Genomic DNA, 26,966 nt, shown 5'->3' with positions numbered 1-26,966 from the left:
TAGTTTTATCTGTATTATAACTGAACGTTGATTCCGAAATTGAATACGCGCTGAATGGGGTACCCCAGCCCGTTGCCGCCCTGCTCGGGATCCCAGAGCTTAAAGGCACTGATCAGGAACAGGTTGCTGCCATTGGCGTAAAGCCGCAGTCCGGCGATCCGGTATTTCTTCAGGCCTTTATTGCCGATGTTGTAACCGATCTCCGCGCTTTTCATTCTCAGGAAGGCGCCGTTGCGCATCCACCAGTTGGATGGTTGGTTGTTGTTGCTGTTCTGCGTAAGCCCCAGTCTTGGCCAGAATGCATACAGGTTGCGGTTGTCTTCGGACCAGTGGTCATCCGCAATTACTTTCAGCAAACCGTGCTGATTGGCGCCATCGGCTACAAAGGGAGAAATGGCTTCGGGGTTAATAAAAAGCGAAGACCGTGCCGAGCCCTGGAAGAAGGTGCTGATATCAAAATTGCGGAAGCCAAAGGAGAACCCAAATCCATAAATGATTTCGGGTGTAACCGGGTATCCCAGGCCGTTGATCATGTCCAGGTTCGTGATCTGTCCGTCACCGTTCAGATCGCGGTATTTGATATCCCCACCTCTTACTTCTCCAAAGTTTTGCTTGGGTGAATTCTTTACATCTTCATCGTCTACAAACAACCGCTCCGCCACTAATCCGTATACCTGTCCCAGCGACTGCCCCACACGCGAGAGATACAGCATATTGGCCGGGTACTCCGGTTCTTCATTTACCAGCAGCTTACTGGCCGCATAGGTAAATGTACCGCGGGCCTGTAGCCAGGACCTGCCGAATGTTTTATTATAATCCATGGCCACATCCACACCCAGGCCTTCCGCCACACCTACATTTGCGCTTACATTGGGTCCCAGGCCCATCGTGGTGGGGATATAAGACCGCACCATCAGGATATTACTCCGGCGCTCCTTATAGGCATCTACCGTTACATTGAATGCATTCCATAACCCCAGGTCCATGCCGATATTTACTTTCTTTGATTTTTCCCAGGTGATGCCTTCATTGGGATACCGGGAAATGGATACACCCGGGCGCGACTGCGCATAGTTCTCACCAAAATAATACCGCAGGTCGTTGTCGTTCAGGTTTACGTTAGACAGGTAAAAGAAGCGGTCATTGGCATTACCGATCTGGTCATTCCCCACCAACCCGTAGGTGGCGCGCAATTTCAGTTTGGACACCACGGACACCAGGCTTTCAAAGAATTTTTCATTGCTGATATTCCAGGCCACGCCTATTGAAGGAAAGAAGCCATAACGGTTACGCTTGGCAAAACGTTCCGAGCCGTTGTACCCGAAGTTGCCTTCAAACAGGTAACGGTTATCATATCCGTAAGTAAATCTTCCGGATACGCCCTGGTTGCGGAACGGAAGCGATGATTGCAGATCGCCCGCATTCCCGTTCAGGTAATTGCGGCGGATGCCGATCAGCAAGGCGCCAATATTGTGCAGGTTATTAAACGTGCGGTTATAATTTACGGCCGCCTCTGCATAGGTAGTGGTATTGACGATCTTTGGCCCCGCATTGTAGTTGAGGTATTCGGTAGCGGTATTTTCATTCAGCAGGGTCAGGCGGTACGCATTGGGATCGATCACCGTAGGACTGGCCGCATAAAAGAAGGGATTGTATTGCCGGCTCAGGCTAAAATAGGAATACCGTTTGGTATAGATCATCACCCGTGCGGATAAACCCGGTGTTACAAACTTCAGGTCCTGCTTTACCTCCGCCTGAACATTTAGTGTAGAAGTATTGTATTGCTGAAAGCCGGAAACCATGGATGCGTAGGGGTTGGCATATACTTCACCATTTAATCCCCTTGCGGCATTACCAAACAGCGGGTGCTTTACCAATGGCAGGTCCGACGCCGGGAAGATGGCCGGGAAAAGAACGGGGTTGGCATTTAAGGCGCTTGAAAAAATAGCCGCACCGCCGCCGATGGGTCCGTTGTAGTCATCAAAATTACCCGAAGTACGGATGATGGCTTCTGTAGTGGACGTTAACTTCAGGTTGATATTGGAACGTATCTCATAGCTGCGCAGCTGGATATTATTGTTTACGTTACTGCCGGGTTGCCGTTTCAATACGCCGTTATCCTGGTTGGCGGTAGCGCCCACATAATATTGCGCCCGCTGGCTGCCGCCGGTCAGGTTCAGGTTCAGCCGCTGGTTGTTGGTATATTTTTTTATCAGCGCATCAATCCAGTTATTGCTGGGATAGAGATAGGGATTATCCCCTGCAATGGTATGATCGATCTTGTTCTGATCATACGGCAACGGGTTAAGGGGATTACGCGTCAGCGCTGCTTCATTAGCCAGCTGCATGTAGGTGATATTATCTGCCAGCCGGAAATTACGCGTGTTGGAAGACGTTGAGTTTTCAAACCGGATGTTCATGCGGGTGGCCCCTGTTTTACCCGATTTGGTGGTTACCAGGATCACGCCATTGGCGCCCCTTGCCCCATACAGGGAGGCCGCGGCCGCATCTTTTAAAACGGAAAAGCCCGCAATATCATCCGGCTGCACGCGGGCCAGTTCCGTTCCGCTGGATTCCATACCATCGATCAGGATCAGCGGATCCAGTTTGCCGGAGCCAAATGAAGAAATACCCCGGATAAAGAAAGCGGCGTTATCGGCACCCGGCTCACCGCTGCGCTGGTAAGAGATCATGCCGGAGATGCGCCCGGCCAGCATGGTGGTAAGGTTACTGGTAGGCCCCTTCAGTTCTTTGGGATTGATGGCGGTAATGGAGCTCACCATACTTTCTTTTTTCTGCTGTCCGTAGGCCACCACCACCACATCATCCAGGTCGCCCTTATCTTCCGTTAATACCACATCCAGCACCGGTCGCCCGTTTACGGGTTCTTCCCTGGGCAGGTATCCCACATAGGAGAACACCAGGGTGTCCATCCCGCTGCGGATATCAATGGCATAGGTACCATTGGCGGCGGTAACGGTTCCGGTTTGTGTATGTTTAATGGTAATGTTAGCCCCGGGAATGACCTGACCTTTTGTGTCGGATACTTTTCCCGTGACTTTCAGGGCCTCCTGCCCCGCGGATGCGTTTCCCAGCAACAGGAGCATACAGGAATACACATATTTTTTCTTCAGCAAGCTCAGTAAGTTTTTGTTCATAAATGACCGGCAAAGGTTAAATAAAAAATCAATTGTACATACATAGATACATATTATTTTATTCAGGAACAAAATTTTTTTTATAAAAAAAGAAGTATGCATTGTTTATCAATAATTTACGGTCATCAAAACGGTCCGTACAAGCAACCTCCTCATCCCAATGTATGTATACATTATCTGTCTTCATATCACCCACCCGGTGGTTCACTGTTGCGGAACGCTGCAGTACCAGGATGATAACAAAAATCGCAAACAACTAAAGAACAAATAGTTATACAAATAAGCACGAAACCCCACGCTACCGCCCCTCCTACCGGTATTAAACCCGCCGGCATCATATGTTCCTACATAACAGGAGCTGCCGGTGAATACCGGTTCTTCTTATCCTTTTACTTTTTAAACGGTTCTATAGCTCCCGCAGATTTTTGCTGGATCTTTCGCGCGGATTGCGCAGAAACCCATCAGCGGGAACGTCAGCTTCCAATATTGCTGGTATAAAGTTGGCCGTTTTATGCGCCGGTTTATTTTTTTGATCCCTCGTGATCCCTTCTGAACCCTTCTGATCACTTGTGACCACTTCTGACCCCTTCTGATCCCTGCTGATCTCTTTGTATATCGGTTGTATATCCTTTGTATATCCTTTGTATATCGTTTCTGTATCCTTTCTATATCCTAGCTATATCCTAGCTGTATCCTGGCTGTATCGCTCGTATATCCTTTCTGTATCGGTTAGGGCATGCTGCCGGACCGGGATCAGAACGAAGGCATATGATGTCATTACCGCATTGATCAGGTTTCCGTATCAAATACTGCCAATGATAGATCACGTCAGGTATCGGAGAACAATCATACTACCGTCATGCTGAGCGCAGCCGAAGCATCCCTGAAATACCGGACTGCCCGAAGATCGGGAAACCCTTCGGCTTCACTTTGTTGCGCTCAGGGTGACGAAAGCTTCATCTGTCATTGCCACATTGATTAGGTTTCACTATCAAATACTCAACTTGACGAAAGGATTATACAAGCGTCGTGCTGAGCGGAGCATAGCGCAGCCGAAGCATCTCTGTTATACCAGACCGCCCGAAGATCGGGAGACCCTTCGGCTCCACTTTGTTTCGCTCAGGGTGACGAAAGGATATGATGTCATTGCCACATTGATTAGGTTTCACTATCAAATACTCAACTTGACGAAAGGATTATACAAGCGTCGTGCTGAGCAGAGCATAGCGCAGCCGAAGCATCCCTGAAATACCGGACTACCCGACGGTCGAAAGACCCTTCGGCTCCACTTTGTTTCGCTCAGGGTGACGAAAGCATGTCATTCGGAACACAGATTACGCCAGGTATAGAAGAACAATCCTACTGTCCCATGCGGAGTTTTTGATAGGAGGCCCAATGCGGAGATGACAAACCCTCCCGAAAAATCGGAATATTTCAAGGTCCTGCTTCATTTTTTTTCCACTTTTCCAGTCGATGAAAAGTGGAGCAAAAATCTTGTCCGCCAGGAGGTGAATCCCGCCTGTCTGTTCTTGGCCGGGAGGCGGGACCAGGGAAACCGGCGCTTCAGGCTTTGGCGACGGGCCACACACTTTTCCGCGCTATCCGCCGCCGCCATTCCGCTTGATTTCCCTTTTCACTGCCCGGCGGACCATCTTCTAAGAAAGCACCCGTCCATATTATTGTTTCGCTTTCATCGGGCAGTTCTTTCTATAATTACTCCTTAACGGAATAGCAACTACAGCCATCAGCAAGATCCGCAGCGCCTCTTTTTTACGTAGCGTATATTTTTCCCAAGAGTGATCATCTTCGTAAAAAAGCAGCGCGGTAAGTGTTATACACTAAGCAGGCAGCAAGCGCTTCAGCTGATTCCTCCGGGGAAAAGAGGCTGTTGCTTTTCGATCCGGGTCTGTAGTGCGTGGCCGGTTAAACGGCGGAGCATTCGTTTAACCTTGGCTTTTGCTCCACTTTTTGCCAAGAAAAAGTGGAAGAGAAAAAGGGTGACGAAAGCATCATCTGTCATTGGCTTGCTGATGGCCAGGGTGGCGAAAGCATATGGCACCATCGCTCCATTGATGTTGCAACGCAAATGCCCCGGCAGGACACAGGAGGTCTTTGGATCAGTCCACCGGGGCTTCGGTTATCCCCTCCTCCCTACTCGCATCCCGCGTAATCACCAGCTTACCGGCTTCTACGGAAACCCGTATCGCATCGCCCGGCATAAAGCCGCTATCCGCCAGCCATTTCCCCATCAACCGTATTTCCGGGAGGCGGGATACGGTACTGTGCATATACCCGGCATTGTAGATCAGGATCTTTTCATACACTTTTAACCGGCGGAGTTTTGGAAGGGCCGGACTGTTTTTCATGGTTGCAATAATGGCCATAATGATGGTTTTTATAAGGCTTAAGAAGTGGGTGCTGTTGTATGTTGTCCTTCGGGTTGGTGAGCAGCCTGCTGCTTTCCAAAGCCGCCACCACCCTCTCGGATCCATACCAAATGTGCCGCTTCCAGCAGTTTTAATAAACCCGTACGGGTGCGCAGTACCCATCGCTCCCCGTCCAGGTTGCAGGGGCTCAGCGCGGTTGTTACCAGTTGTTCCCAATCGTTGATCCACTCGCTGAGGGAACGTTTCCGGAACCGCTTTTTAAATACCGTGCAGGGATGACAGTATTCTTTAAACGATATCGTACGTGGAAAATCGTCCCAGTGGTTGAGCGTGCCCATGCCGCTGCCATACGGCCAGGAACCGCGCAGCTCCTGCGTTGCAGCGGCCATATCCTTACCGGTGGCATCCTGCAACACATGGGCCGCCATCAGCGCCGACCGCACCACTTTCATATCCACCAATACATCGCCGGGTGCCCGCCGGTGGTATATTTTACCGGACAATGCATGCGCTGCCATTTTTGTTATGAGTCTTCGCCAACCGCCCATATCCATATAAGAAAAAATTTCGGCAAATGCCTCGATGGGGTCTGTAATGCCTTCCCGGCTCCAGCCTGTCATGCAAAAAGGATCGTTGTTTTTCATTGTTTTGGTTTTCGTGTTTTGGAATCATTAGCACACCACAAAGTACCTGCTCCGCAGACCGGTAAGCAACATATAACCGGTGTAAAATACAAGTTGCTCCTTGTTTTTTACTGCCGTATTTTACGTACCTTTAAAAAGCGATGCAATTCATTATTAACGCTTAAATTTGAACCTATGACAAATACAGATGCTATGGAGAAAAAAATACATCAGGGCCGGAACATCAAACGCTTTCGTGAAATGCTGGGCATCAAACAGGATGTCCTGGCTTTTGAACTGGGCGATGATTGGAACCAGCAAAAGATTTCTTTATTGGAACAGAAAGAAACGATTGATGCGCCCCTGCTCCAACAGATTTCTGCGGCACTGAAAATACCGGTGGAAGCGATACAGAATTTTGATGAGGAGCAGGCGGTGAATGTAATTGCAAATACCTACTCTTTCCAAGATTTCAAAGATAATGCTGTTGCTTCGGGATTTAATTATCAGCCATCCTTCAACCCTATTGATAAAATGGTTGAGTTATACGAGCGTATGTTGCAACAGCAAAAGGAGATGATTGAGAAGTTGGAGAAGTTGATTGAAGGTAAATTATAAATAGAAAATTACATGGAAGAAAGAATAATAAATATTTGGAAACCTATAGAATTTACAAAAAATTGGGAACAATGTGATACCTCAATTCTTGATGACCTAGCTCCAAGTTGGTTTGCAAAGCGAGAAGAATTGAAGGAAGGTAATAAAGAGTATGAGCAGTTTCTTGATAGGCTAAAGCGCCAACATGCAATAGAAACGGGCGTTATTGAAAAATTATACGACTTAAGTGAGGGGATAACAGAAACTTTTATTAAAGAGGGATTTGTCGAGTCTTATTTAAGTCATGAAGATACAAACATACCTCCGCAACAGTTAATGGGCTATTTAAAAGACCATTTTACAGCAATGGACTTTATTTTTGATCTTGTAAAGAATGAAACTCCTTTATCCATAGGTTTTATACTACAATTACATCAACTCATTACAAAAAATCAAGATTACACTATTGCAATAAACACTCTTGGACAAAAAACACAGGTTAAACTTTTAAAAGGAGAATTTAAACAACACGAAAATAATCCGAAAAGGGAAGATGGTGCTAAATATCTTTATTGCCCTCCATTACAAGTGCGGTCCGAAATGGACAAACTTATTGAAATACACGAAAAGCTCTGGGGAAATAATATAAATCCACTGATAATATCATCTTGGATACACCATGCTTTTACTATAATTCATCCTTTTCAGGATGGAAATGGTAGAATGGCGAGACTTTTGGCCAGCCTGGTTTTGATCCGTGGTAAGCTATTCCCTTTTACTGTAAAGCGTGAAGAAAAGGTTAAATACATTAATGCACTGGAAAAAGCGGATAAATCAGAACCTCAAGATTTGGTGACTTTTTTTTGTGAAGTTCAGAAAAGAAATATAGAAAACGCATTAAATTATAAAGTTGAAAAACCGCAAAATTCAATTTCTGAAGTAGCTAAGCTCTTTTCAGAAAAAATAGAAATTTTTACTTCGAGAAAGAAAGAAGAAAGAGAGGCTGTATTACAAAAAAACCGTGATGGAGTATTTGATTTTGTTTATAGTTTACTTGGCACTGCTCAACAAGAACTTTTTCAAATAATATCAAAAGATAAGGCCCTTATAAAAGTCATAGCGGCTAAACCTAATGATGACAAACACTTTTGGTATACGCAGCAAATCGTAAACTATGCCAATACTCATGATTATTATTTTAACAAATTTCTTCCAAGAGGGTGGTTCAAAATTTCTTTTTCCATTAGTCAAGGTAAAAGATATGATTTGGTAATCTCTATCCATCATTACAGTTACAATGATTCAGTTATTGCTATTGGTAGCTTCCTTGAATTTGTTGAGGATATACCTCACAACGATAGTGAGGAGGAGAAAACTACGATCCCTATTAATCTTCGACCTTACACTATCTCCTTAGAAACCGAGCCTAAAAAGCAAAATATAGAACATTATGTACGTGACATAATAAAAATAGGACTAACGATCATAGCAAATGAAATTGGATAATTTTTAGTTAATCAATATAAAAGTATAACTAAAATTGTGCTCCCATTGAATATCTACATTCTGAATTAAAAACGCCCCATATATGAAACATCCTATTAAATATACATTTCTTGGATTCTACTTGAACTCACTTGTCGATAGCGGCGAGTTTATTTCATTATCCGATATGAAAAAAGCAATTGATAATAAAACTGTATTCAGTCTCTTGAAATCTCGATATGAAGACAGACTTGACATAAGTCTGTATACTGAAGAGGAGCTTGCAAAATTGGAAGAGTTTTTTTATGAATTAAACAACGTGCTTGACGAACAACGGAAATTGGGAATTGAAAAAAATGGTTTGTGTTTACTTGTTGCCTATTGTTTTGAAGCATTACAGCATGATCTAGAAAAATATTAGAATCGCTCCAGCAACTAACAGGATATGCAATTAATCCAGAAATATTAAAATGAGAAATGCCTATATCGGTTATACTTATCAAAAGCATGTAACGCAACTTCTGCTGTCTCTTATGGATGTCGAACGCAGCATTTCCAATATAGAAATTGAAGCAAAGACAGACGATCATTTTGACGACCTTGTTGTTACAGTTATTAAAAGCAGTTATCAATTCCAAATAAAAGATTTTGAAAGCATTTCATTAAGCGATCTGTTTATAAAGGAGGGCAAAATTTACCTTCAGGGTAAACCACATACATTATCAAGGAAGAAAAACATCATATTCTTTAAACACCTTGCAGTAAAGCCTACCGAGGAAATCCTTGGGTTTCCCTGCTATAAGCTTGCGCAGAATGTCTTCCTGGTATCTTTATCCCGAGTGCAAATTGATGAAAGGATAAATAACCTCTATCAAAATAATCCACTAAGAAAAAACGAAATAGACAGTTTTTTCAGTACGCTCCTTGATAAAAGAATATGGCAAATATCAAGAGAATCACTCCCCCATCTTAAAACCTTCGTAACTGAATTGCAGGAAAAATCAGTTGAAATAAGTCATCGGCTTCTTCAATTTGAAAAACTGCTATTGATAGAGGGCAAACCGGGTGTAGGAAAGAGCCACTTTGTGAATACACTGCAGAAAAAGTATAAAAATAGCATTGTGTATCGATTCTGGATCGGCAATCAGGACAGGGATTATCAGGAGAGATTGAAGTTCTCAAGTTTTTTTCGAGACATTAATACTAAGCTATTCAACGATCTTAAAGAAAGAAGCGAAGATACAATTTTGCAAAAGCTGCAACAGCAGGACAATACATTTATCATTGATGGATTAGACCACGTTGAAAACTATAACAAACCTGAGTTTGATAAATTCACTTCTTTTATTAATACGCTAAAAGAGTATTGCAAGGTAATCGTTTTATCAAGGCCATTAATTAACGCGCCAGATTGGACTAGGCACATTCTTAACAACTGGAACTTAAAGCAAACAGAAAAGGTTTTAAAGGAGTTATTCCATTTGGATAGTTATTCTATAGCAAGTGATATTTTTAAAATTTCGCAAGGGTATCCAATCATTGTTAAATACCTTGCAGAACATTATAAGTTGTATCATTCTTTACCAAATATTGCAGAAGTTACAGATATTGATTCTTACTATCAGAATGTAATAGCAGATGAAAAAGGCAAACATAGTCTATCTGTTTTCTTATGTACCAAATCGTATATAATGGATTCGGAAATGGAGTTGTTCATTGGTGACGAAAAATATTATGTTGAGGAATTCATACGGGAACACCCCTACTTATTCGATATTAAACTAAATAGAGTATCTCTTTTCCATGACAGCTTTAATACATTCCTCCGAAAACAGATAGATTATAAACATAAAAAAGAAAAGGTTAGTAGCATTGTTACAAAATCAATTTTAAAACTTGAAAAAAGATTCCAATCAAGATTTAGTCAGTTTGAATTGTCTGATGACCAGAATAAACAGATATTAATCAAGTACGCATCTATTAATACGTTTGAGAAGGTGATAAATGGCGCCATCGACTTCGAGGCTGTACGGGTGTTCTATACTCAATTGCGTGAAACGCTAAAGAATGTAAACCCACAGGATTTGAGCGTCATTAATTATTACGACCTATCCCTCATTAGCAATTTAATAATCAGAGATCAATTTTCAACTAACAACCCATTTTCTTACACCTATGTTCAGTCACTTATTTACAATGGATATATTGATGATGATATAACGAGTTCGGGGTATCTTTTTGGCATGTATTACTATGTAAAAACCGGAAATGCCGTTTTACTCTATAATCAAACTGCCAATGACAATTATGATACCGAATATTTTCATCGGGAATTAGAACATGAGGTATATAAGGAGGAATCTTACATATCAAAGCATAATAAGCGTTTTACCAAACAACAAATAGATCGAGCTTTAGTCGATGATATCTATTTGAGAGATAAGGTTACAACGGTCATCGAAAATTTTTTTATTCATCAATCTGCCGCCAAAGGTTATGAAGTGCTTAAGACTTGTTTAGACGAGTATTTAAACGATAATAAGCATAAGTCAATTTACCTATTACATTCGTTTCTTTTAAAAAGGGGTGATAGTTCAGATGATTATTATTCCAGATGGGTTTTAGAAAATGTCGTAAAAAACTTAGCTTCATATGGCTATACGATTGGTGATGAGAAAAATGAATTTCAAGCGTTGACATTAAAGCAACTCATTTTAAAATATAAGGATCAGGGAAGTTTTAATTTGGGAACTAAAATACACATTTACATTCGGTTGGCTCTATTAGAAAAACGGAAAATCGACATTGAAAGTATTTCTCTTTATTGGACGAAGTATTATAATAGAAAAGACTACACCTTATATAGCTTACCACTTGCTCTAAAAACATTAGAAACTGAAAAGCTGATTTCTCTTAAAGAATGTATCGAACTGATTCACAAGGTTCAAGAGATGTCAGAAAAAGGCTATCGTCATCTACTTGCCGAGTTTATTGAACTATACCATCCATCTAAAATAATACCCTTTTTGGAAGGATATTTTGATGTTAAAGATTTGCGTGTAGATTGGTTTAAATTGCCAGTAAAATACATAAACAAAATAAGCGACCAAACCTATAATCACGAAAAAAACGAGTTACTCAGATATCATCTTAGTTTTTCAATTCCGTTTGAAGAGATAGAAAATGTTTTACACTCAAATAGGTTTAGGGAACTTGAATTCACTTTGGACTTTTTTAAAGCAAAAATCAGGTATAAAAACTCACAAGAAAAAAGTATTGAAAAGTTTAAAAAATCTAAACTATGGTTTGAAAAAGTGATAGAGAGAGACGATTATAGCAAATACAAACAAAGCAGCCAACAACGCTTTGACAACGGAATTTTGACTTTTGATGATATCGCTTTTATAAAGAAAAAGAAACTCAAGTCTTATGATATCGCGAAATTTTCTGATGGCAATTACACTTCGCTACCCCATGTAACTGTTTTTAAAATTTATGAAGCAAAACAAATATCCCATCACTTCAAAAAAATCCTATACAATACATTAATTAACAAAACAAGGAGCATAAATTATTTTTATTCCCTATATTATCATCCGGGCAATATATTATCAATGATAAAGGTTTATAGAAATAAAGAGTTTAACGCTGCAATAAATAGCTTTAAGAAATTCTTAGAGTTGTCCATGTTCGAGCTAAAACTAAAGGAGTAGAGAAATTGCAGACCAAGTAGCTTGGCTGCTCCTATCTCCGCCACAACCATCAACTTATGACCCGAACCTATGGTTCTCCTGCTCTCATAGCCGATTTTTACAACGAACGATGTTCGTCGTTGACATATGAGCGCGACGCGATGCGTCTCCCCTTCTGCTCATTTTTAAAAGAATTTTTATCATCCCTTATAAAAAGCCATCGGCCTGCATATCTAAACAACTCCGGAATTTATTCCGGGGTTAAGGCATACAAATCGTGTGTGGGGTGCCATCGACACGGTACATTTCCTGCACAGCAATCAGTACCTATAAATGCTGCTGTCAGCCCCGCTTTCCGCAGCGGGCATGGCCTGTATGAATCTAAACCCGGCGGCCGGATATCAAAACAACCTGAGGTCAAGTAACGCCCCTGCACAGGCCGGGAGGCTTGCGCAAGATACACAAGATACATACTCCCATTCATTCAACCCGGTGAAACAGTGTCAAATCAAAAATTCGCTAACAGCTTCTTTGCAGTTTTCAAACTGTCCATATAATCATAAACCGCTTTATAAAATAAGGAAGTATATTCTTTGTTGCTAAAGCAATACAGCTCATTAACGCCCGTGGTTGATTGAATACGCAACTGGCCATATTCTACGATCGGTATCTGGTAGTTATTGGCAAATCGCCTGTCTGGAGAGCCATCTTTATTTACCTTAAACCAGGTACGTCCCACCATTTCTGCGTCATCCGGCACCTGTTCGTCCTCAATAAACCGGGTAATCAAAAATTCAACAGCGGTATCTGTATAGTCGATGAGTGCAAAGTTCTTTTTCGATTCATACACAATCATAAATGCCGGAAAAAAATAAATATCACCGCCATTTACGTTATGAATACAAAAAGCCGCTTCATCCGCATTCAATATGGGCAATGTACGTTCCGTTAATTCTATTTCGGATCTTGTAATAGTATTGACAGCAGAAGTGCGCTCTGCAACCCTGTTGGTGGCGCGTGAGCTGGTAAAATCCCACTTCTTTTTGGAACGCTTCAGGAGTTGAAACGCTTCCTTTATATTCTGGTACAATTCAAAATAAATATCTTCCGCATCAATCTCCAGGTTAATAACGGACAAACGGAGTTGTTCGGTCAACTCCTCTTTTTGTTCATTCAATGTACCCGATTCCTCTTCAAAACGGGCGATCCGTTTTTTATAAAAAGATTTAAACAGACTTTTTTTGAGTTTATTCAGCTTGCCTGTTATCGCATTGTAGGCACGCTCTTTTTCTTTCAATAAAGCCGCTGTTTCCTCCCGTACATCCGAAGCGTTTATAAGTAAGTTTTTAAATTCCTTCAAATTGCCGGATGTGAGCGAATGGGTGGCGCCGCTTTTTATTTCATGTTGCGGATCGTAAGGCTTATAAAGCCGGTTCATCAGTTTTTCTTTACTTATAGCAGCGTCCTCATCGGTAGTGCTAACAGCCGGAACAATGTCTGTTTTAATGCCTTGCCTTCCGTAGGAGAGCTTTACACCGGGGAAAGCCTGAAAGTCTGGTCGGTATTTCCAATTCATAACTAAAACGCTGGAGGTAGTTTATATGCTTTTATTCTTCCTTCCAAATGTATTGCGTTGCCAACGACCTTTTTTACGGAAAACCGTAATACACTACAATCCTGTTGATAGCAGACACACTGGCTCGTGTTCGCACCATCACCAACTTATGGCCCGAACCTATGTCGCCCCCCTGCTTTTCACTTAAGCTGGCGGTCATGGCCTGCGAGGATCCTAAAACCCGGCATCCGGATATCAAAACAACCTGAGGTCAAGTAATGCCCCTGCACAGGCCGGGAGGCCTGCGCAAGATCTTACAATTACTCCGGAACGAAATAGCAACTACGGCCAAAAGCAAGATCCGCAGCGCCTCTTTTTTATGTAACCTATATTTTTCTAAAAGTGATCGCCCTCATAAAAAAGCAGCGCAGTACCTGTTGTTCAACAAACAGGCAGCATGCTCTTCAACTAAACCCCTCCAGAAAAGAAGTAAAGTTACTTTTCGATCCGGGTGTGCAGCGCGTGGCCGGTCAAACGGCGGAGCATTCGTTTGACCTTGACTTTTACTCCACTTTTGGTCAAGCAAAAGTGGAAAAAGAAATTTACGGACTGCCCGAGAATCGTGAGACCTTTCGGCTTCGCTACGCTCCGCTCAAGGTGACGAAAACATATGGTGTCATCACCACTTTGATTAGGCGCTCTATCAGATACTCCGCGCATGACGAAAGGATAATCTGTCATTGGCCTGCTAATGACAGATTAAGTCAGGTATAGAAGAACAATCACATTGTCTTCATGCTGAGCGGAGCACAGCGCAGCCGAAGCATCCCTGTAGTAACAGGCAGTTCGACAATTGAGAGACCCTTCGGCTCCACTTTGTTGCGCTCAGGGTGACGAAAGGATCATCTGTCATTGGCTTGCTGATGGCCAAGGTGATATTAGGTATAGAAGAACAATCATACTGTCGTCGTGCTGAGCGAAGCACAGCGCAGCCGAAGCATCCCTGTAGTAACGGACGGTTCAACAATTGAGAGACCCTTCGGCTCCACTTTGTTTCGCTCAGGGTGACGAACGCTTAATCTGTCATTGGCCTGCTAATGACAGATTAAATCAGGTATAGAAGAACAATCACATTGTCTTCATGCTGAGCGGAGCACAGCGCAGCCGAAGCATCCCTGTAGTAACAGGCAGTTCGACAATTGAGAGACCCTTCGGCTACACGTTGTTTCGCTCAGGGTGACGAACGCTTAATCTGTCATTGGCCTGCTGATGACCAAGGTGACGAAAGCATATGGTGTCATGGCCTTATTGATGTTGCTATAACAACATATTGCATGATGAATACAATCCCCCAAAACAAAAAAGCCGTCCCCTTTATGTTGGAGACGGCTCGCTTTTTATTTAATAGAGTTTCACCGTTTGTCGCCGGCTATTGCCGGCCGGCATGGGCAGGTCGCCCGGTGAGCCGGAAGTGGGTGCCGCCGCCTTTTGCTCCGCCAGTATATACGCATCAAATTTTGGGGTGGTATCCGAAAAAAGGAGCTCCACTTGTTTACCGGCATAAGCGGCCAGGTCGTAACCACTCATCTTCCAGTCGCCTGCCTTTGTGCTCTTCATCCCGGCAACGGCATAGCTGGCAAAATGATTCAACCGGGCCTGCTGCGTTTTTTGCGGCTGCACGGCTTGCCCGTTGATAGTAACCGAAGGCAACCGGGGATGCCCGATAACGAGCAGTTCACAACGCCCCTGTATATCGGCGGGCACGGTGACCGTCGTTTTTACAGAAGCGCCGGCCGGCACGGTTTGAAACCGGATGGACTGCGGAAGGGCGGGCTGACGTGTGACCGCCGCTCCCCTTTCAAACTCCAGTGCCAGGGTGGCATAGCCCGGGATCCGGATGGTGATTTCCTTTCCGGAGGTAAAGGTTTGGGCAAGGGCCTCCTGGTACGGATAGGTGACCCGTGCACGGTAGGCCTCACCGGCAGCACCATAAAAACCGGTTTCTTCATTAAAAGGAACCCGGAGCGTTTGCTCCCCGGGACCGGTATTGCGGGCCGTTAAGATCCCCTTGTGCTGATCCCAGCCCATATATCCGTAGGCATTGCCCTCATCCGGGCGCCCGCCCACAAATACCGTATGGTTCAGGGCCGCCTGGTGCCGGTCGGCCCATTTTTGCACCGCACTGAGCGCCGCCCATAATTCCGGGCGCATGGCATCTAAAGAAATATACCATTCCTTTAGCAGCGTTCCCCGGCCATAATGCATGAGCACATAATCCGTCCAGTCCTGCAGGGAAATATCCTGCTCCTTTGGCGAGGTCTGCAAAATGCCGTGCGTCATCAGCCGCGATACCGGTACCAATGGCCGGTCGGCCGCATTCCCAAACATCCGCCAGATATAGGTATCCCGGTCGGTTGTAAACATCGCTTTTAAGGAAAGCTCCGGGGTATTGCCATTGGAGCCATCATCCCCGGCCAGCATCCACAGATAATCGGCATACTGCAGCCACCAGGGCGAGAACCAGACCCAGTTGGTCAGGTTTTGAAAAATACCCGGGCGGGCATTCCTTGTTGCTTCCAGCACCTGCAGGGCCACATCTAAATTGGCCTCGTGACCATGACGGTCCGTAGGCGGATGATTATTGCCCTCGCCCAGGTCGCACAGTTCATTAAAATCGTGCTTATAGTAAATCAGATCGGCTTTCTTTGCCAGCTCCGGCACCCGTTTCAGGATGGCCGCTTTGTACTGATCTGCCGAGAGACTAAAATAGCGGCCGTATTGTTTAAAATAAGTATTGCTTTTAGCGACGGTATATCCCTGCTCCTGGCCCCATTGCATATCATTGGTATACCCGTTTAACGACAACCAAAGGCCGAGGTGTGTGCCCTCTTTTTTCAGCTTATTGCTGAGGGCCACCAGGTCGGCATCGCCACCGGGGAAGTAGGAAGCGGAGGGTTCCCATACACTTTTGCGGTTCTGCCAGCCATTATCCGGAACCATACCGTCGATCCGGATGCCATAGGGCTCCACGGCCGCTTTGTATTGCTTATACACATTTACAAAACGGTCACCACTTAAGTCCTTGGCCGATTTATCGAACCAGTTATTATAATTCACGAAGGAACGGGGCTTTTTCCAGATCGATTCCAGGTATTGCATAAAGGCCTGGCGGATATCCATACCGGGGCGCGCGTAACCGGTTACTGCTGTTTTGCTCCATACGGTATACCCGGTTTCGGCTTTTACAGCATAACCGGGAAAATGCATCAGCCGCACCATCCCCTGTTTGGCCTCCGGTTCCCGATCCCTTCCCTCCAGGTCTATAAAACTATAATTGCCCACGCTGTCGTAATAACGGCCATAGCTTGCGGGTAGGTTGCCGTTGCTACGCCGGCTATAGCCTGCGGGATATTCCAGCCCCGTAAACCATTGCCCGTTTATAAAAACAGGTTCGCCTCTTCCGCCACCGGATTGCGCATCGTTGTTGGTAAAACGTTCCACCTCCAGCCGGTCGACCGTTGCCGGTTTATCAAACAGCAATTCCAGTCTTTTGCGGATAAACGGCTGCCCTTTCACCGTAAAATAGGTGATCAGTAGCTTTTGCGGACAGGCGGCATTGGTTAACGCCGCTGCACCGGGACGATAAGGGATCGTATAAAAAACGGTATCCTTAACCTGGTATTGTTTGGGTGCGGCCGTAGCCACAAAGTCGGCGATGGTAAGCCCCTGATCGCTATTCATGGGCAGGATATGAAATTCATCGCTTTGAACGTTTAAAGCAACCCGGCCATCGGCGCTGAGCCATTTTGTGGTGCGCCACCGCTTGCCGTCGAATTGCAATACCCGCCGGATCTTGTCGTTCTTCACCACCAGTTCCTGTGCTGCAATGGTGCCTGCACAGCAACAAACAATCATTATCAAATAAATTCTTTTCATGTGTTGATTACTGATTTTATTTTTTCGCACACGGGAGACTGCATCGCCTTTTTCATCATTTCCGAAATGTTGGTCATCACCGGAGCATTCACCGCCCCGCTGTTAGATATTGTTTTTATTTTGAACTGTCCGTATCGTAAAATACCGGCATCGGATCACCGGTACGCTGATGCCATCGCTGCATTTCTGCATGCATCTGGCGGATAACCGCCTGCATATTTTTTGCCCTGGCGATGTTACGGGTTTCCCAGGGATCTTTATCCAGGTTAAACAACTGGGTATGCCGGGCTCCTTTAACAAGGTACTCGATCAGTTTATACGGTCCTTTGCGCAGGGCCCGCTGGTAGTTGGCGTAAATATAATACTGCGAGGTTCTGCCGGTAAAAGTTTTCCCCTGCAGTGCCGGGGCCAGGCTCTCCCCGATCATTTGTGCCTTTCCCGGCACGGGTAACCCCAGGTAATCGCAGAGGGTGGGGAAAATATCCGTGAGGTAAGTGAGCGCCTTTCCCGATTGATGCGGCAATACACCGGGTCCGGAAAAGATCAGGGGTACCCCCACACTATGTTCATAAAGGTTTTGCTTGCCCATGAGTCCGTGCTGACCTACGGCCAGTCCGTTATCCGATGCAAAGATCACCAGGGTATTTTTGTCGAGCCCTTTCCGTTTCAGCTCCTTCAGGATATCACCGATGCGCTGATCAATATGCGTGATCATGGCATAATAATCGGCAATATGCTTCCGGATCTCCGCCGGATCGCGCGGGAATGCCGCCAGCTGCTCATCCCGTATCCGCAGATCCCCGTTATCAAAAGGATGCTCCGGTAAAAAATTAGGCGGCAGCTTTGTGGTTGCCGGATCGTACAGGTGCTGAAAGGCAGGCGCCACCGTTCTGGGATCATGCGGCGTTTTGAAGGCCACATAGGCAAAGAACGGACGGTTGTCTTTATAATTTTCTAAAAAACGGATGGCTTCGTCCGCAAACAGATCCGTGGCATGGACGCCCTCCCGAGCCGGCCGGCTGTTTGCCGTTGTATATTGACCATCCGCACGGAAATCATTCACCCGGAACGCATATTGCGGCCCCATCCCGGAGAAAAAGATCGAGGCACCGCCGGTAAAGCTTCTTACAAACGGCGCATATTCATTGTGCCATTTCCCGGTCATCCAGGTATAGTACCCGTTTGCTTTCAGGTACTGAGGTAACAGGATCAGGGAATCCGGAATGGTCTGGCCATAGTTACCCCGCATTTGGAAAACACTACGCCCGGTAAACATACTTCCCCGGCTGGGGGCACAAACGGCCCCGCTGGTACCACCCATGATATAGGAGTTCTGAAACGTGATGCCGCTATGCGCCAGGCTATCGAGCACCGGTGTTTTGAGCAGATCCGGGGCAAGGAAAGTGCCTCCTCTCCGCTGATCATCGGTAAATATAAAAAGGATATTGGGCCGCTTTGTGGCCGCCTTATGCTGCGACCATGCACCAAACGGCAGGGCGATCATCAGCAGCAATAAAAACCGTTGGAGATACAATTGGAACATGACTTATTCTTTTACAAAAAGCGCATCTGTTAAGCGCCCAGTACGATCTTTAAAGCTGCGCCGGGCAGCAGGGTTACCGGTTGATTGAAACGGATCTGTAGCTCACCGGCCCTGACATCCGCTTTAACAGTCAGTTTTTCATTGCCTGCGGTCACCACAATATTCCGGGGCTTTACACCCGGTACCGGTTGCAGGCCGATGCTGTTCAGCAGCAGTTTCCCGTATTTTACTTCCAGGACCGCCTCCTGTTTGCCCTGCATGCTTTTTTGCGTATAACTACCCCAACCTTCCGCAGCGGTAAAAGCCGCTTTAAAATGCTCCTGGTGCCATTTTGGAGCAAAGCGGATATGACCTTTGGGACCATGGTATTCAAACCCGCAGGCAGTAATAAAGGTACCATAGCTGGCCATGGCGCGCCCGTAATGATCACTGCACTCAATTTCGTTAAACGGATTGCGTTTGGATGCATGATAGCGGTCGTGTATGGCCCGGGTCAGCGTCATGGCTTCATCCGTCATGCCTTCGGCCATCATATGACTGGCAACCTGGTGTTCAAAGCCGCTCATACATTCATGAAAGTATCCCATCTGCCAGGTGGCATTCTCTCCATAAGGCTTCGGTTCATTTTTTGGATTGGTGTTCATTACCATACCCGACTCGCCATATAAGGCGTAGGGACGGCCACCCTTATGCGTTTCCGCATACCGGCCCATATCTTTTACAAAATTGTATTTCCACAGTGCCCGCAGTGCCGACAGGCTCTGCTTTTGATCGATGATCCGGCCCAATCCTACCTGGAAGGCCCAGCTTTGTCCGAACACCTGGTCTATATGACAGGTATTATAAGAGCCCACATTTTTGCGGCCTTTTACAGGATCCGGGCGATGGATAAAATATTCGCCATTGAAAAGGTGGTCGTGCATGTTGCGGCTTCCCTTTTGCACATAATCCCGGCAGGTGGCGGCAAAAGCCGTATCCTGCATTTCTTCCGCCATCAGCTGGCCGGCTTTTACGGCAGCGATGCATAACCCCACAATCCAGGCAATTTCGCCGTCCCAGATCGCATCCAATGTATTTTCGAGCGGCGTATCTACCATACCGTCTTTATTCTTATCCTGGTTGATGATAAACTGCGTGGCCCGTTTTATTTTATCCCAGTTCTGTTGCAGAAAGCGGTGATCCGCACTCATCTGGTGCTCGCGATAGCAACCCAGTACCCGTCCGGCCTGTCCGTCAATGGCCGGGCGTTTATCATATTCCCCCCGAAACCAGATGCCCCCATTTTCCTGCAGGGAAATGCCCAGGTCTACCCGCTCGCGGTTGTCCCGTTCCATGGCCGGAAAAATCCGTCCCGTGCCCTGTGCATATTGCCATACATGCGTACAATTTCCCTGGCAGGCGCCTACGCCTTCCCATGCCCAGTACCGGCCCGATTTAAACCGGTGCGAGGTGGTGGAAGCCAGCGCGGCAATATTCACAAATGTGCGATCGAGAAACCAATACGGCAAGGTGGCGTCATACCAGGTATCTTTCCAAAGCAGGGTAAGCCCCGACAGCTCCTTAACATTTGCGGCCACATAGATTGCCACCTCCTTTGCATTTTTAAACTGGTTATCGTAGTAGCGGCCCCGGTCGGCCTCCGGCAATACCTTACCACTATCCATCATCAGGTTGGGCGTGTGCCAGCTGAGCACATAAGGGACCATTGCCGATTGTCCGGCAGCCACCTCCATAACCACAGCTACGCTACCCATCAATTTTTGCTGGGCAGCTTTTAATGCTTCGGATGCATTACCGGCCGAAAACAATGCGGCTTCTTCTGCTATATCTACATCTGTATTCACTACCGCGCTGCCGTTGAGGGCCGCCAGGCAAAGTGTGCCGAAGTCAAAACTCTTTTCCGCCTGTTGGTTTCCAAAAGACGTTTTTTCCAAGGTATAATAGATCCCCGTAGTACTTCCCTCTTTAAATGCGGTACTTTTCCGTTGCAACCGGTTGATCAATCCCGTATAGGGGGCTGCTTTATTTTCCAGCCATCCGGCAACGCTTGCCCTCATCGGCTGTGCGCTCTTATTCCGGATTTCTATATTGAAAATGGTAGCAGGAATACCCGAACGGTCCGTATCCAGCGGTATAAACGGACTAAACGCCTGCATCACCACTTCCACCGGCAGGGCTTTGTCTGTATAGGTAATAGTAGCGACCGGGTAAGTGGCTTCAAAACGTACTTCTTCCCAGTCCTGTTCATCCAGCTTCCGGACGATTGTTTTTCCCTCATATTCGAGCTTTACGGCAAAGCCTTGCTCCAGCAACCGTACTTCCTTGCTTTTGGGTGGTGCTACATAGCTGCCTCCATCGCGCGAACGTATTTTCTGTCCCTCATGTACCGGGTCCTTCCAGGGAACATCCAACGGGTTAATGCCTTCCTGGTTCAGGTTAAAGATATCCCAGAGCCAGAGTGTTCCATCGCCCCCCAGGTATAATCCGCCAGTATTGATGCCGCCCACCGGCATCCCGATATATTTTAATTCATCTTTTGATTTTAAATACGTGGTTACCGCTGACCGTTCATATAAAGATCCAGTCAATTTTGTACCGGAATGTATTGCAGCGGGACCACTTGTTGCCGGCTGCTGCAAACCAGCCCACGCGGGAGTTGTAAGTACCAATCCGGCACCGGCCAGACTGCCTTTACGGATAAAGTTGCGACGGGAGATGTTATAACGATCTTGCATACCTGTTTTTTGTATTTGAAATAGCTGGGGCCGATGGCGCCGCTTACAACGATCCATAAGAAAAACAGCAGCCATCGCTTTACTAACCGGATTTCAAATATAGTGGAAACTGCAATGCGAAGCGCCACAGCAGCGGCTTTGAGTCAAATTCAGGAGGTCTTAAAAGAACGTTTTTCACCAGGTCTTCAAAAACATAAATTCATTTACCAGCTTTATGAACAAATTTATCCCGCAGTACAGAAATTGTATTTTTAAAATGGCAAGACATCACATCCGGACAAAACATAATGCAGTCTTTCACCGGCGAAGACATCCCGTTTTTTCAACATCCCGGAGCAATAAAACAGTTCCGTTATTTGTATTTAAGCATGATATTGTACAGGATCTTTTTATCAGCATCCGTTAAAATTTTCGACACATTATTTTGAATAAAATGATGTTTAAAGGCTTCGATGGCCTTCGCCTGATCATCTATATTATAGCCAATGATGCGCAAGGCTAAAATCGGATCAAAGTCAGCAGGGGGCTGTTTTAAATTGTTGGGATCGTACCAGAACCCGAACCCTTCCTTTGCCAGCTGCGCCCAGGGAAAAAGCACGCTTGGATCATCTTTTCTGCCCACGGCATAATCGGAGTGGCCGATAATATTGCCGGTGGGGATGCTGTATTTTTCTTTCAGGTATGACAATAGCTTCAGCAGTGCATTGATCTGATCCGGGGTAAACTTTTCGGTTTCACCATCATTGTCGATTTCAATACCCAGACTGCAGGAATTCATATCAACAATATTGCCCCATTTGCCGGCACCGGCGTGGTAAGACCGCACATAATCATTCAACATCTGGTATACCGTTCCATCCCGGCCGATCACATAGTGTGCACTTGATTCTTTGTCTTTACGAACAGAAAAGGTATATAGTGTTTGTTCCACGCTTTTTTGCGATGTGTGATGTAAGATGATAAACTGGGGCTTGCGGATATTAAAATCAATGGCCGCATACCAGTTATCGGCATTCACAGCGGGATTCTGTTTGTCATCCGGTGTTTCCGAAAGCTGGTCGATGATCTTATTGATGTTTTCATAATAAATTCTCCGGGAGTACGATTTTTGAAGGCTGTCTGATTTATACAAATAATACGGCGGGGTTCCATAAACCAACCGTTCAGGAGCGGTATTGGTATTTTTAGAGATGAAGGGCTTATAAGCGGCGATTCTCTTTTCAACAATTACGGATTCATTTTGATTATGCGCCTGCCGCTGCTGGTCCGGTGTTTGAAAAACCGTTTGGTTCGACTGCCCTGCCGGTTCCGGCTGCTGGCTGCGCTGATCCCGGGTGTTGTTACCCAGCACGTTGGTCTTCCGTGCTACTGATTTACTGGAGCAACCCAGGACACAGCAAACAAATACCAGGCTGGTGAGTTGTATGATTTTACGATACATAAATCGACCGATCCGTTGTTTTCATGAATAAAGTTGATACATGAAAGATACGCGAATTAAACAGGAAGTCATAAAAAAACAAGGGATCACAAACCGGCTGTTTGATGTGCCACACGAACCCAACCCAACAACAATCAACTGATAAACAGCACCATACAAAGCACTGCTTAAATATTGTTATTTTTTTGCTGCGTAATAACGGCACGGCATGGTCTTTACCCTTTTCCGGAGAAAAAGCATTGCGGAGCGTTTCCGTTTTGCAACGTATTGCGTCATTCCCATATACCAGGCTGCTGTGCTTGCCGATACCCATACATTCCTTAACTTCCATGAAAAAATGACGACCGGCTACCTGGATGAGATCACATCCCTGAATCACTCCTGCTGTTTACTGAAACAACAGCTTTCCCTTCCCGGAAAAAAAAAGAAAACGAAGCTAAAAATATACTTCCTGTTAACAGGAGTTTTGCTCAATGCTTTTACCGTTCCGGTTATGGCGCAAAAAACGGAAGCAGTACTCAACGATAAAATAGCCCGGGTAGAAAATTCTTTGGCACCTGCAATCGTATATAGTCCGGACAGCCTGATACCTGCTGTTAATTTATTAGAGCGAATGAAAGAACTGCATGTAAAGGGGGTGAGCATTGCGGTGATCAAAGATTATAAAATCGACTGGGCAAGGGCCTATGGATGGGCCGATGAATCGGAGCACCGGCCGGTCAATACCCACACCCGGTTCCAGGCGGCATCTATCAGCAAGACCATCAACAGCATGGGGCTGCTGAAATTGGTGCAAATGGGAAAGGTTGACCTCGATGTAGATATCAACCGCTATCTGAAGACCTGGAAACTGCCATACGACAGCGTAAGTGCCGGTACCATTGTGACGCTGAGAAGTTTGCTGAGTCATTCCGCCGGATTGGGCGTATCCGGATTTTCGGGTTATGAGCGCGGCATGCCCATACCCCGCGTTGACCAGGTGCTGAACGGTACGTCTCCCGCTAATTCCGCAGCGGTCCGGTTCATTTTTAAACCCGGTACCCGGTTCGAATATTCCGGAGGCGGCACCACCATCTCGCAACTGCTGTTAACCGATGTTGCAGGAGAGTCCTATGACCACTTTATGACCCGGGAGGTATTCCGCCCCCTGCAAATGAACGACAGCCGGTACCTGCTCAACAATGATACCTTCAATATAGCCTCTGGTTATTATAGCGACGGCAGGCCTGTAAAAGGCAAGTATCATATTTACCCCGAATATGCGGCAGCGGGTCTTTGGACCACGCCTTCCGATCTCGCGAAGTATATGATCGATTGCCAGTTGACGCTGGAGGGAAAACCCGGCAAGGTATTATCGCCGTCATTGATGCAGGAGCGCTTCAAACCCGTGGTCATGTACAATGAAAGCAAGGTGGCGCTGGGTGTATTTCTCCGGTATAAAAACGGGGCTTATTATTTTAACCACAACGGCGGAAACGAAGGATTTACCTGCGCTTCCTATGGCAGCATCAAAGATGGCTATGGCGTTGTAGTAATGACCAACAGCAACAACAGCCAGTTCATGCTGGAAATCTGCAACAGCGTGGCCCGGGTTTACAACTGGGACCGGTTTTATGTTCCCACGATTGTTAAAACCGTTGTACCCACAAAGGAACTACAGCAATCCCTGGAAGGCCACTACACCGGCGAATCAGCCAACATGCAACTGAAGTTTGAGCAGAACGACCTGTATATGCAACCGGACCGAACCTCCCCTATCAGGTACCAGGCATACTTCCTGTCAGACAGTTCTTTTGTGGTGCCGGATTATACCCAGCAGCGGGAATATCATATCCGGCGCGGTAATACCGGGAATGCGCTCACCATTGAATCAACCGCCGGTAACCGTACGATTGTTGTAACAAAGCAATGATGCGGCAACCCGGAACGCTTTTGAAGCGCCCGGCCTCTTGTCCCGTGGCTGCTGTAGAAGCGGTTGTGAATGCGTTATAGATGTTTTTAAAGACGTTAAATTAGCATACCAATATTTTCGACCGGCTGCACTTTTAAGTCTGTGATGGTCTTTCCATTCTAACGCTACTCAGCAACCGCCTTTGTGAGGGGCACGTTTATACATTATTTTACCATCCCGTTCTACATAGTCGCCCGATATGATTGGGTATGCATACTTGGGCGCGTGCGATACGCTATGGCTTCTGATGATTATTTTGTCGTTAACTTTCAGACCGTGCAATTGCTGATATTCATAAGACGATTCCAGCCCAAAGCTAAGAATATAGTCGTCGCCATTCATTTTGACCATCACACCGAAACCTAATCGTGAGCCTGGCGGAAGTGAAAGAGCGGTTACCACAGCCTCCATATTCGTAAAACCATCAATGTGTTTTTTAATTTTAGCAGCAACGGTAAGCACTTTTTTACCTTCGGGAGACGCTTCCCACTTTTTGTACTTTATCCCCTCAGGGGTAGCCTCCCATTGTTTCAATTCGGCATTCCTTTCAGCAGCAACGGGCGGCCTGGGAGGCAATTTTTTAGAAATTTCATTTTTAATTTCGTGATTGGCAATTACCAGTCCACTTACCACAACAAGCGGTAAGATCAGCGCATAAATAACTTTTTTCATCATTTTTTATTTTTTGGGTAAAAGAGATACGATTCCAATAGCGGTCAATGTAGCTTCTTTCATTTTTTAGTAAACATTAAACCATTTTCGTTGTTTACCGATCCTGTCAACGTTGATGCAGCGAAGTTATCTTCCAGCGTTTCAGCCTGGAAATGTGGATTGTAAATAAAAATGTAACCTTTGTAAATAAATTGTAAATCGTATGTCTGATAGCCGAAATATCCTCGCAGGGAAGCGCAAGTACCTGTTCGGGCTGGTATTACTCTCGTTTATCTCAATCATCTGTGTGGCTTTCAGCATAACCGGCAATGACGACTATGACATCGCCAGAAGGGAAGTTTTACTCCGCCAAATCGGGCATGAATTACTCCTGCAGTCGGGCGACAGCACATCAAGAGTACTTCCGGTAAAAAAGATCCGGGATTATGAATACCGGATCCGTTTTGAGCATGCGCTTACTTTTGAACCGGAGTCGCTTGTAACCATTACACAACGCCTGTTAGCCAAAGACCCGCTAGCCAATGATTATGTTGTTAACATATTGAACTGCGACAACGCCAGTGTAGCCTATGGATTTGCTATTTCCGCAAATAAAAAAAATGATATTGTAGCATGTAGGGGAAGAAAACAGCCCACCGCATGTTATATGATGGACATTAAATTCAAACCCGCGGACATCAATACCGTAAAGCAGGTATCCCTTCTGGGCAGCCTGTCGGTTTTGGCATTCGTTGGTTTTGTTTTTTTGAGGTCAGCCAGGCCGCGCAGGGCCATCCCTGACAATCAGCATACGGATAGGCTCGCTTTAGGGTCGATGTTGTTCGACGCGAAGACCCGTAAGCTCACAGCATATGGCAAGACGATTGACCTGACCAGGACCGAAGCACGTGTACTACGCATTTTCGCTTTGTCTCCCAACGAGGTTATAGAGCGAAACCGGCTGCAAAAAGAGATATGGGAAGATGAGGGTGTTATTGTGGGACGCAGTTTGGATATGTTCATATCAAAGCTCAGGAAAAAGCTGGAACCTGATCCGAATATCAAAATTGTGGTTATCCGTGGAAAGGGATATAAGCTTGAAATTGGCGCTTAAGAAGCATTTCCTCAAGCCGCTCTTTTAAAGCATAAAATCGCTCCATCAACGCTTCGCCCCCGGAATTACGCCTGTGGTCAGTTGAGCCGTAAAGGCCG

General features: G+C 45.7%; 16 protein-coding genes. 7 read left to right on the top strand and 9 right to left on the bottom strand.

All coding sequences use genetic code 11. The features are described 5' to 3' along the window. Window positions 1-14: 14 nt before the first annotated feature. From Q1V85_RS24820 to Q1V85_RS24810, 3 genes are all read right to left on the bottom strand, one after another. A complete protein-coding gene (locus Q1V85_RS24820; protein WP_300604803.1) occupies window positions 15-3,158 on the bottom strand; it encodes a TonB-dependent receptor in 3,144 nt (1,047 codons plus the stop codon). Between the two features lie 2,117 nt (window positions 3,159-5,275). Next, window positions 5,276-5,542 carry a SymE family type I addiction module toxin gene (locus tag Q1V85_RS24815; protein ID WP_300604800.1) on the bottom strand — a complete coding sequence of 89 codons (267 nt, stop codon included), beginning with the start codon at window positions 5,540-5,542 and terminating at the stop codon, window positions 5,276-5,278. A 20-nt stretch (window positions 5,543-5,562) separates the two neighbouring features. After that, on the bottom strand, window positions 5,563-6,189 hold the full coding sequence (locus Q1V85_RS24810; RefSeq protein WP_300604797.1) for a hypothetical protein: 627 nt from the start codon (window positions 6,187-6,189) through the stop codon (window positions 5,563-5,565). A gap of 174 nt (window positions 6,190-6,363) precedes the next feature. Here Q1V85_RS24810 and Q1V85_RS24805 point away from each other — a divergent pair, with 174 nt between their 5' ends. From Q1V85_RS24805 to Q1V85_RS24790, 4 genes are all read left to right on the top strand, one after another. Continuing rightward, window positions 6,364-6,786 carry a helix-turn-helix transcriptional regulator gene (locus Q1V85_RS24805; protein WP_300604794.1) on the top strand — a complete coding sequence of 141 codons (423 nt, stop codon included), beginning with the start codon at window positions 6,364-6,366 and terminating at the stop codon, window positions 6,784-6,786. 12 nt (window positions 6,787-6,798) lie between these two features. Beyond that, on the top strand, window positions 6,799-8,271 hold the full coding sequence (locus Q1V85_RS24800; protein ID WP_300604791.1) for a Fic family protein: 1,473 nt from the start codon (window positions 6,799-6,801) through the stop codon (window positions 8,269-8,271). An 82-nt stretch (window positions 8,272-8,353) separates the two neighbouring features. Next, complete coding sequence (locus Q1V85_RS24795) at window positions 8,354-8,671, top strand: hypothetical protein (protein ID WP_300604788.1); 318 nt, start codon at window positions 8,354-8,356, stop codon at window positions 8,669-8,671. A gap of 49 nt (window positions 8,672-8,720) precedes the next feature. Next, entirely contained in the window at window positions 8,721-11,963 is a 3,243-nt protein-coding gene (locus Q1V85_RS24790; protein ID WP_300604785.1) for a hypothetical protein, read from the top strand. A 487-nt stretch (window positions 11,964-12,450) separates the two neighbouring features. On the opposite strand, the gene Q1V85_RS24785 is transcribed toward Q1V85_RS24790, so the two are convergent. The 4 genes from Q1V85_RS24785 to Q1V85_RS24770 form a co-directional block, all read right to left on the bottom strand. Further along, the gene (locus Q1V85_RS24785; protein WP_300604782.1) at window positions 12,451-13,518 is read right to left on the bottom strand and encodes a hypothetical protein; all 1,068 of its coding nucleotides are present in this window, start codon (window positions 13,516-13,518) and stop codon (window positions 12,451-12,453) included. Between the two features lie 1,380 nt (window positions 13,519-14,898). Continuing rightward, on the bottom strand, window positions 14,899-17,433 hold the full coding sequence (locus Q1V85_RS24780; RefSeq protein ID WP_300604779.1) for a hypothetical protein: 2,535 nt from the start codon (window positions 17,431-17,433) through the stop codon (window positions 14,899-14,901). 115 nt (window positions 17,434-17,548) lie between these two features. Further along, on the bottom strand, window positions 17,549-18,976 hold the full coding sequence (locus tag Q1V85_RS24775; protein ID WP_300604776.1) for a sulfatase-like hydrolase/transferase: 1,428 nt from the start codon (window positions 18,974-18,976) through the stop codon (window positions 17,549-17,551). A gap of 29 nt (window positions 18,977-19,005) precedes the next feature. Beyond that, window positions 19,006-21,711, bottom strand: a complete 2,706-nt coding sequence (locus Q1V85_RS24770; RefSeq protein WP_300604773.1) for a GH116 family glycosyl-hydrolase — start codon at window positions 21,709-21,711, stop codon at window positions 19,006-19,008. A 33-nt stretch (window positions 21,712-21,744) separates the two neighbouring features. Here Q1V85_RS24770 and Q1V85_RS24765 point away from each other — a divergent pair, with 33 nt between their 5' ends. Continuing rightward, window positions 21,745-21,966 carry a hypothetical protein gene (locus Q1V85_RS24765; protein ID WP_300604770.1) on the top strand — a complete coding sequence of 74 codons (222 nt, stop codon included), beginning with the start codon at window positions 21,745-21,747 and terminating at the stop codon, window positions 21,964-21,966. 97 nt (window positions 21,967-22,063) lie between these two features. Here the strand turns inward: Q1V85_RS24765 and Q1V85_RS24760 are convergent, their stop codons facing one another. After that, complete coding sequence (locus Q1V85_RS24760) at window positions 22,064-23,152, bottom strand: N-acetylmuramoyl-L-alanine amidase (RefSeq protein ID WP_300604766.1); 1,089 nt, start codon at window positions 23,150-23,152, stop codon at window positions 22,064-22,066. Window positions 23,153-23,360: 208 nt separating this feature from the next. On the opposite strand from Q1V85_RS24760, the gene Q1V85_RS24755 reads away from it, so the two are divergent. Beyond that, window positions 23,361-25,064 carry a serine hydrolase domain-containing protein gene (locus Q1V85_RS24755; RefSeq protein ID WP_300604763.1) on the top strand — a complete coding sequence of 568 codons (1,704 nt, stop codon included), beginning with the start codon at window positions 23,361-23,363 and terminating at the stop codon, window positions 25,062-25,064. 168 nt (window positions 25,065-25,232) lie between these two features. On the opposite strand, the gene Q1V85_RS24750 is transcribed toward Q1V85_RS24755, so the two are convergent. Further along, on the bottom strand, window positions 25,233-25,778 hold the full coding sequence (locus tag Q1V85_RS24750) for a hypothetical protein (protein WP_300604760.1): 546 nt from the start codon (window positions 25,776-25,778) through the stop codon (window positions 25,233-25,235). A 199-nt stretch (window positions 25,779-25,977) separates the two neighbouring features. On the opposite strand from Q1V85_RS24750, the gene Q1V85_RS24745 reads away from it, so the two are divergent. After that, the gene (locus Q1V85_RS24745) at window positions 25,978-26,868 is read left to right on the top strand and encodes a winged helix-turn-helix domain-containing protein (RefSeq protein WP_300604758.1); all 891 of its coding nucleotides are present in this window, start codon (window positions 25,978-25,980) and stop codon (window positions 26,866-26,868) included. Window positions 26,869-26,966: the final 98 nt, after the last annotated feature.

Origin of the sequence: Niabella sp., assembly GCF_030150205.1 — a bacterium.
In the GTDB taxonomy this organism is placed as follows: domain Bacteria; phylum Bacteroidota; class Bacteroidia; order Chitinophagales; family Chitinophagaceae; genus Niabella.
The sequence above is the reverse complement of the archived record's forward strand: the minus strand, read 5'-3'. Positions and strand labels throughout refer to the sequence as shown.

Excerpts from the sequence above, each read along its gene's own strand:
- Q1V85_RS24820 (WP_300604803.1), bottom strand. The coding sequence starts at position 3,158 with ATGAACAAAAACTTACTGAGCTTGCTGAAGAAAAAATATGTGTATTCC.
- Q1V85_RS24815 (WP_300604800.1), bottom strand. The coding sequence starts at position 5,542 with ATGGCCATTATTGCAACCATGAAAAACAGTCCGGCCCTTCCAAAACTC.
- Q1V85_RS24810 (WP_300604797.1), bottom strand. The coding sequence starts at position 6,189 with ATGAAAAACAACGATCCTTTTTGCATGACAGGCTGGAGCCGGGAAGGC.
- Q1V85_RS24805 (WP_300604794.1), top strand. The coding sequence starts at position 6,364 with ATGACAAATACAGATGCTATGGAGAAAAAAATACATCAGGGCCGGAAC.
- Q1V85_RS24800 (WP_300604791.1), top strand. The coding sequence starts at position 6,799 with ATGGAAGAAAGAATAATAAATATTTGGAAACCTATAGAATTTACAAAA.
- Q1V85_RS24795 (WP_300604788.1), top strand. The coding sequence starts at position 8,354 with ATGAAACATCCTATTAAATATACATTTCTTGGATTCTACTTGAACTCA.
- Q1V85_RS24790 (WP_300604785.1), top strand. The coding sequence starts at position 8,721 with ATGAGAAATGCCTATATCGGTTATACTTATCAAAAGCATGTAACGCAA.
- Q1V85_RS24785 (WP_300604782.1), bottom strand. The coding sequence starts at position 13,518 with ATGAATTGGAAATACCGACCAGACTTTCAGGCTTTCCCCGGTGTAAAG.
- Q1V85_RS24780 (WP_300604779.1), bottom strand. The coding sequence starts at position 17,433 with ATGAAAAGAATTTATTTGATAATGATTGTTTGTTGCTGTGCAGGCACC.
- Q1V85_RS24775 (WP_300604776.1), bottom strand. The coding sequence starts at position 18,976 with ATGTTCCAATTGTATCTCCAACGGTTTTTATTGCTGCTGATGATCGCC.
- Q1V85_RS24770 (WP_300604773.1), bottom strand. The coding sequence starts at position 21,711 with ATGCAAGATCGTTATAACATCTCCCGTCGCAACTTTATCCGTAAAGGC.
- Q1V85_RS24765 (WP_300604770.1), top strand. The coding sequence starts at position 21,745 with ATGGCGCCGCTTACAACGATCCATAAGAAAAACAGCAGCCATCGCTTT.
- Q1V85_RS24760 (WP_300604766.1), bottom strand. The coding sequence starts at position 23,152 with ATGTATCGTAAAATCATACAACTCACCAGCCTGGTATTTGTTTGCTGT.
- Q1V85_RS24755 (WP_300604763.1), top strand. The coding sequence starts at position 23,361 with ATGGTCTTTACCCTTTTCCGGAGAAAAAGCATTGCGGAGCGTTTCCGT.
- Q1V85_RS24750 (WP_300604760.1), bottom strand. The coding sequence starts at position 25,778 with ATGATGAAAAAAGTTATTTATGCGCTGATCTTACCGCTTGTTGTGGTA.
- Q1V85_RS24745 (WP_300604758.1), top strand. The coding sequence starts at position 25,978 with ATGTCTGATAGCCGAAATATCCTCGCAGGGAAGCGCAAGTACCTGTTC.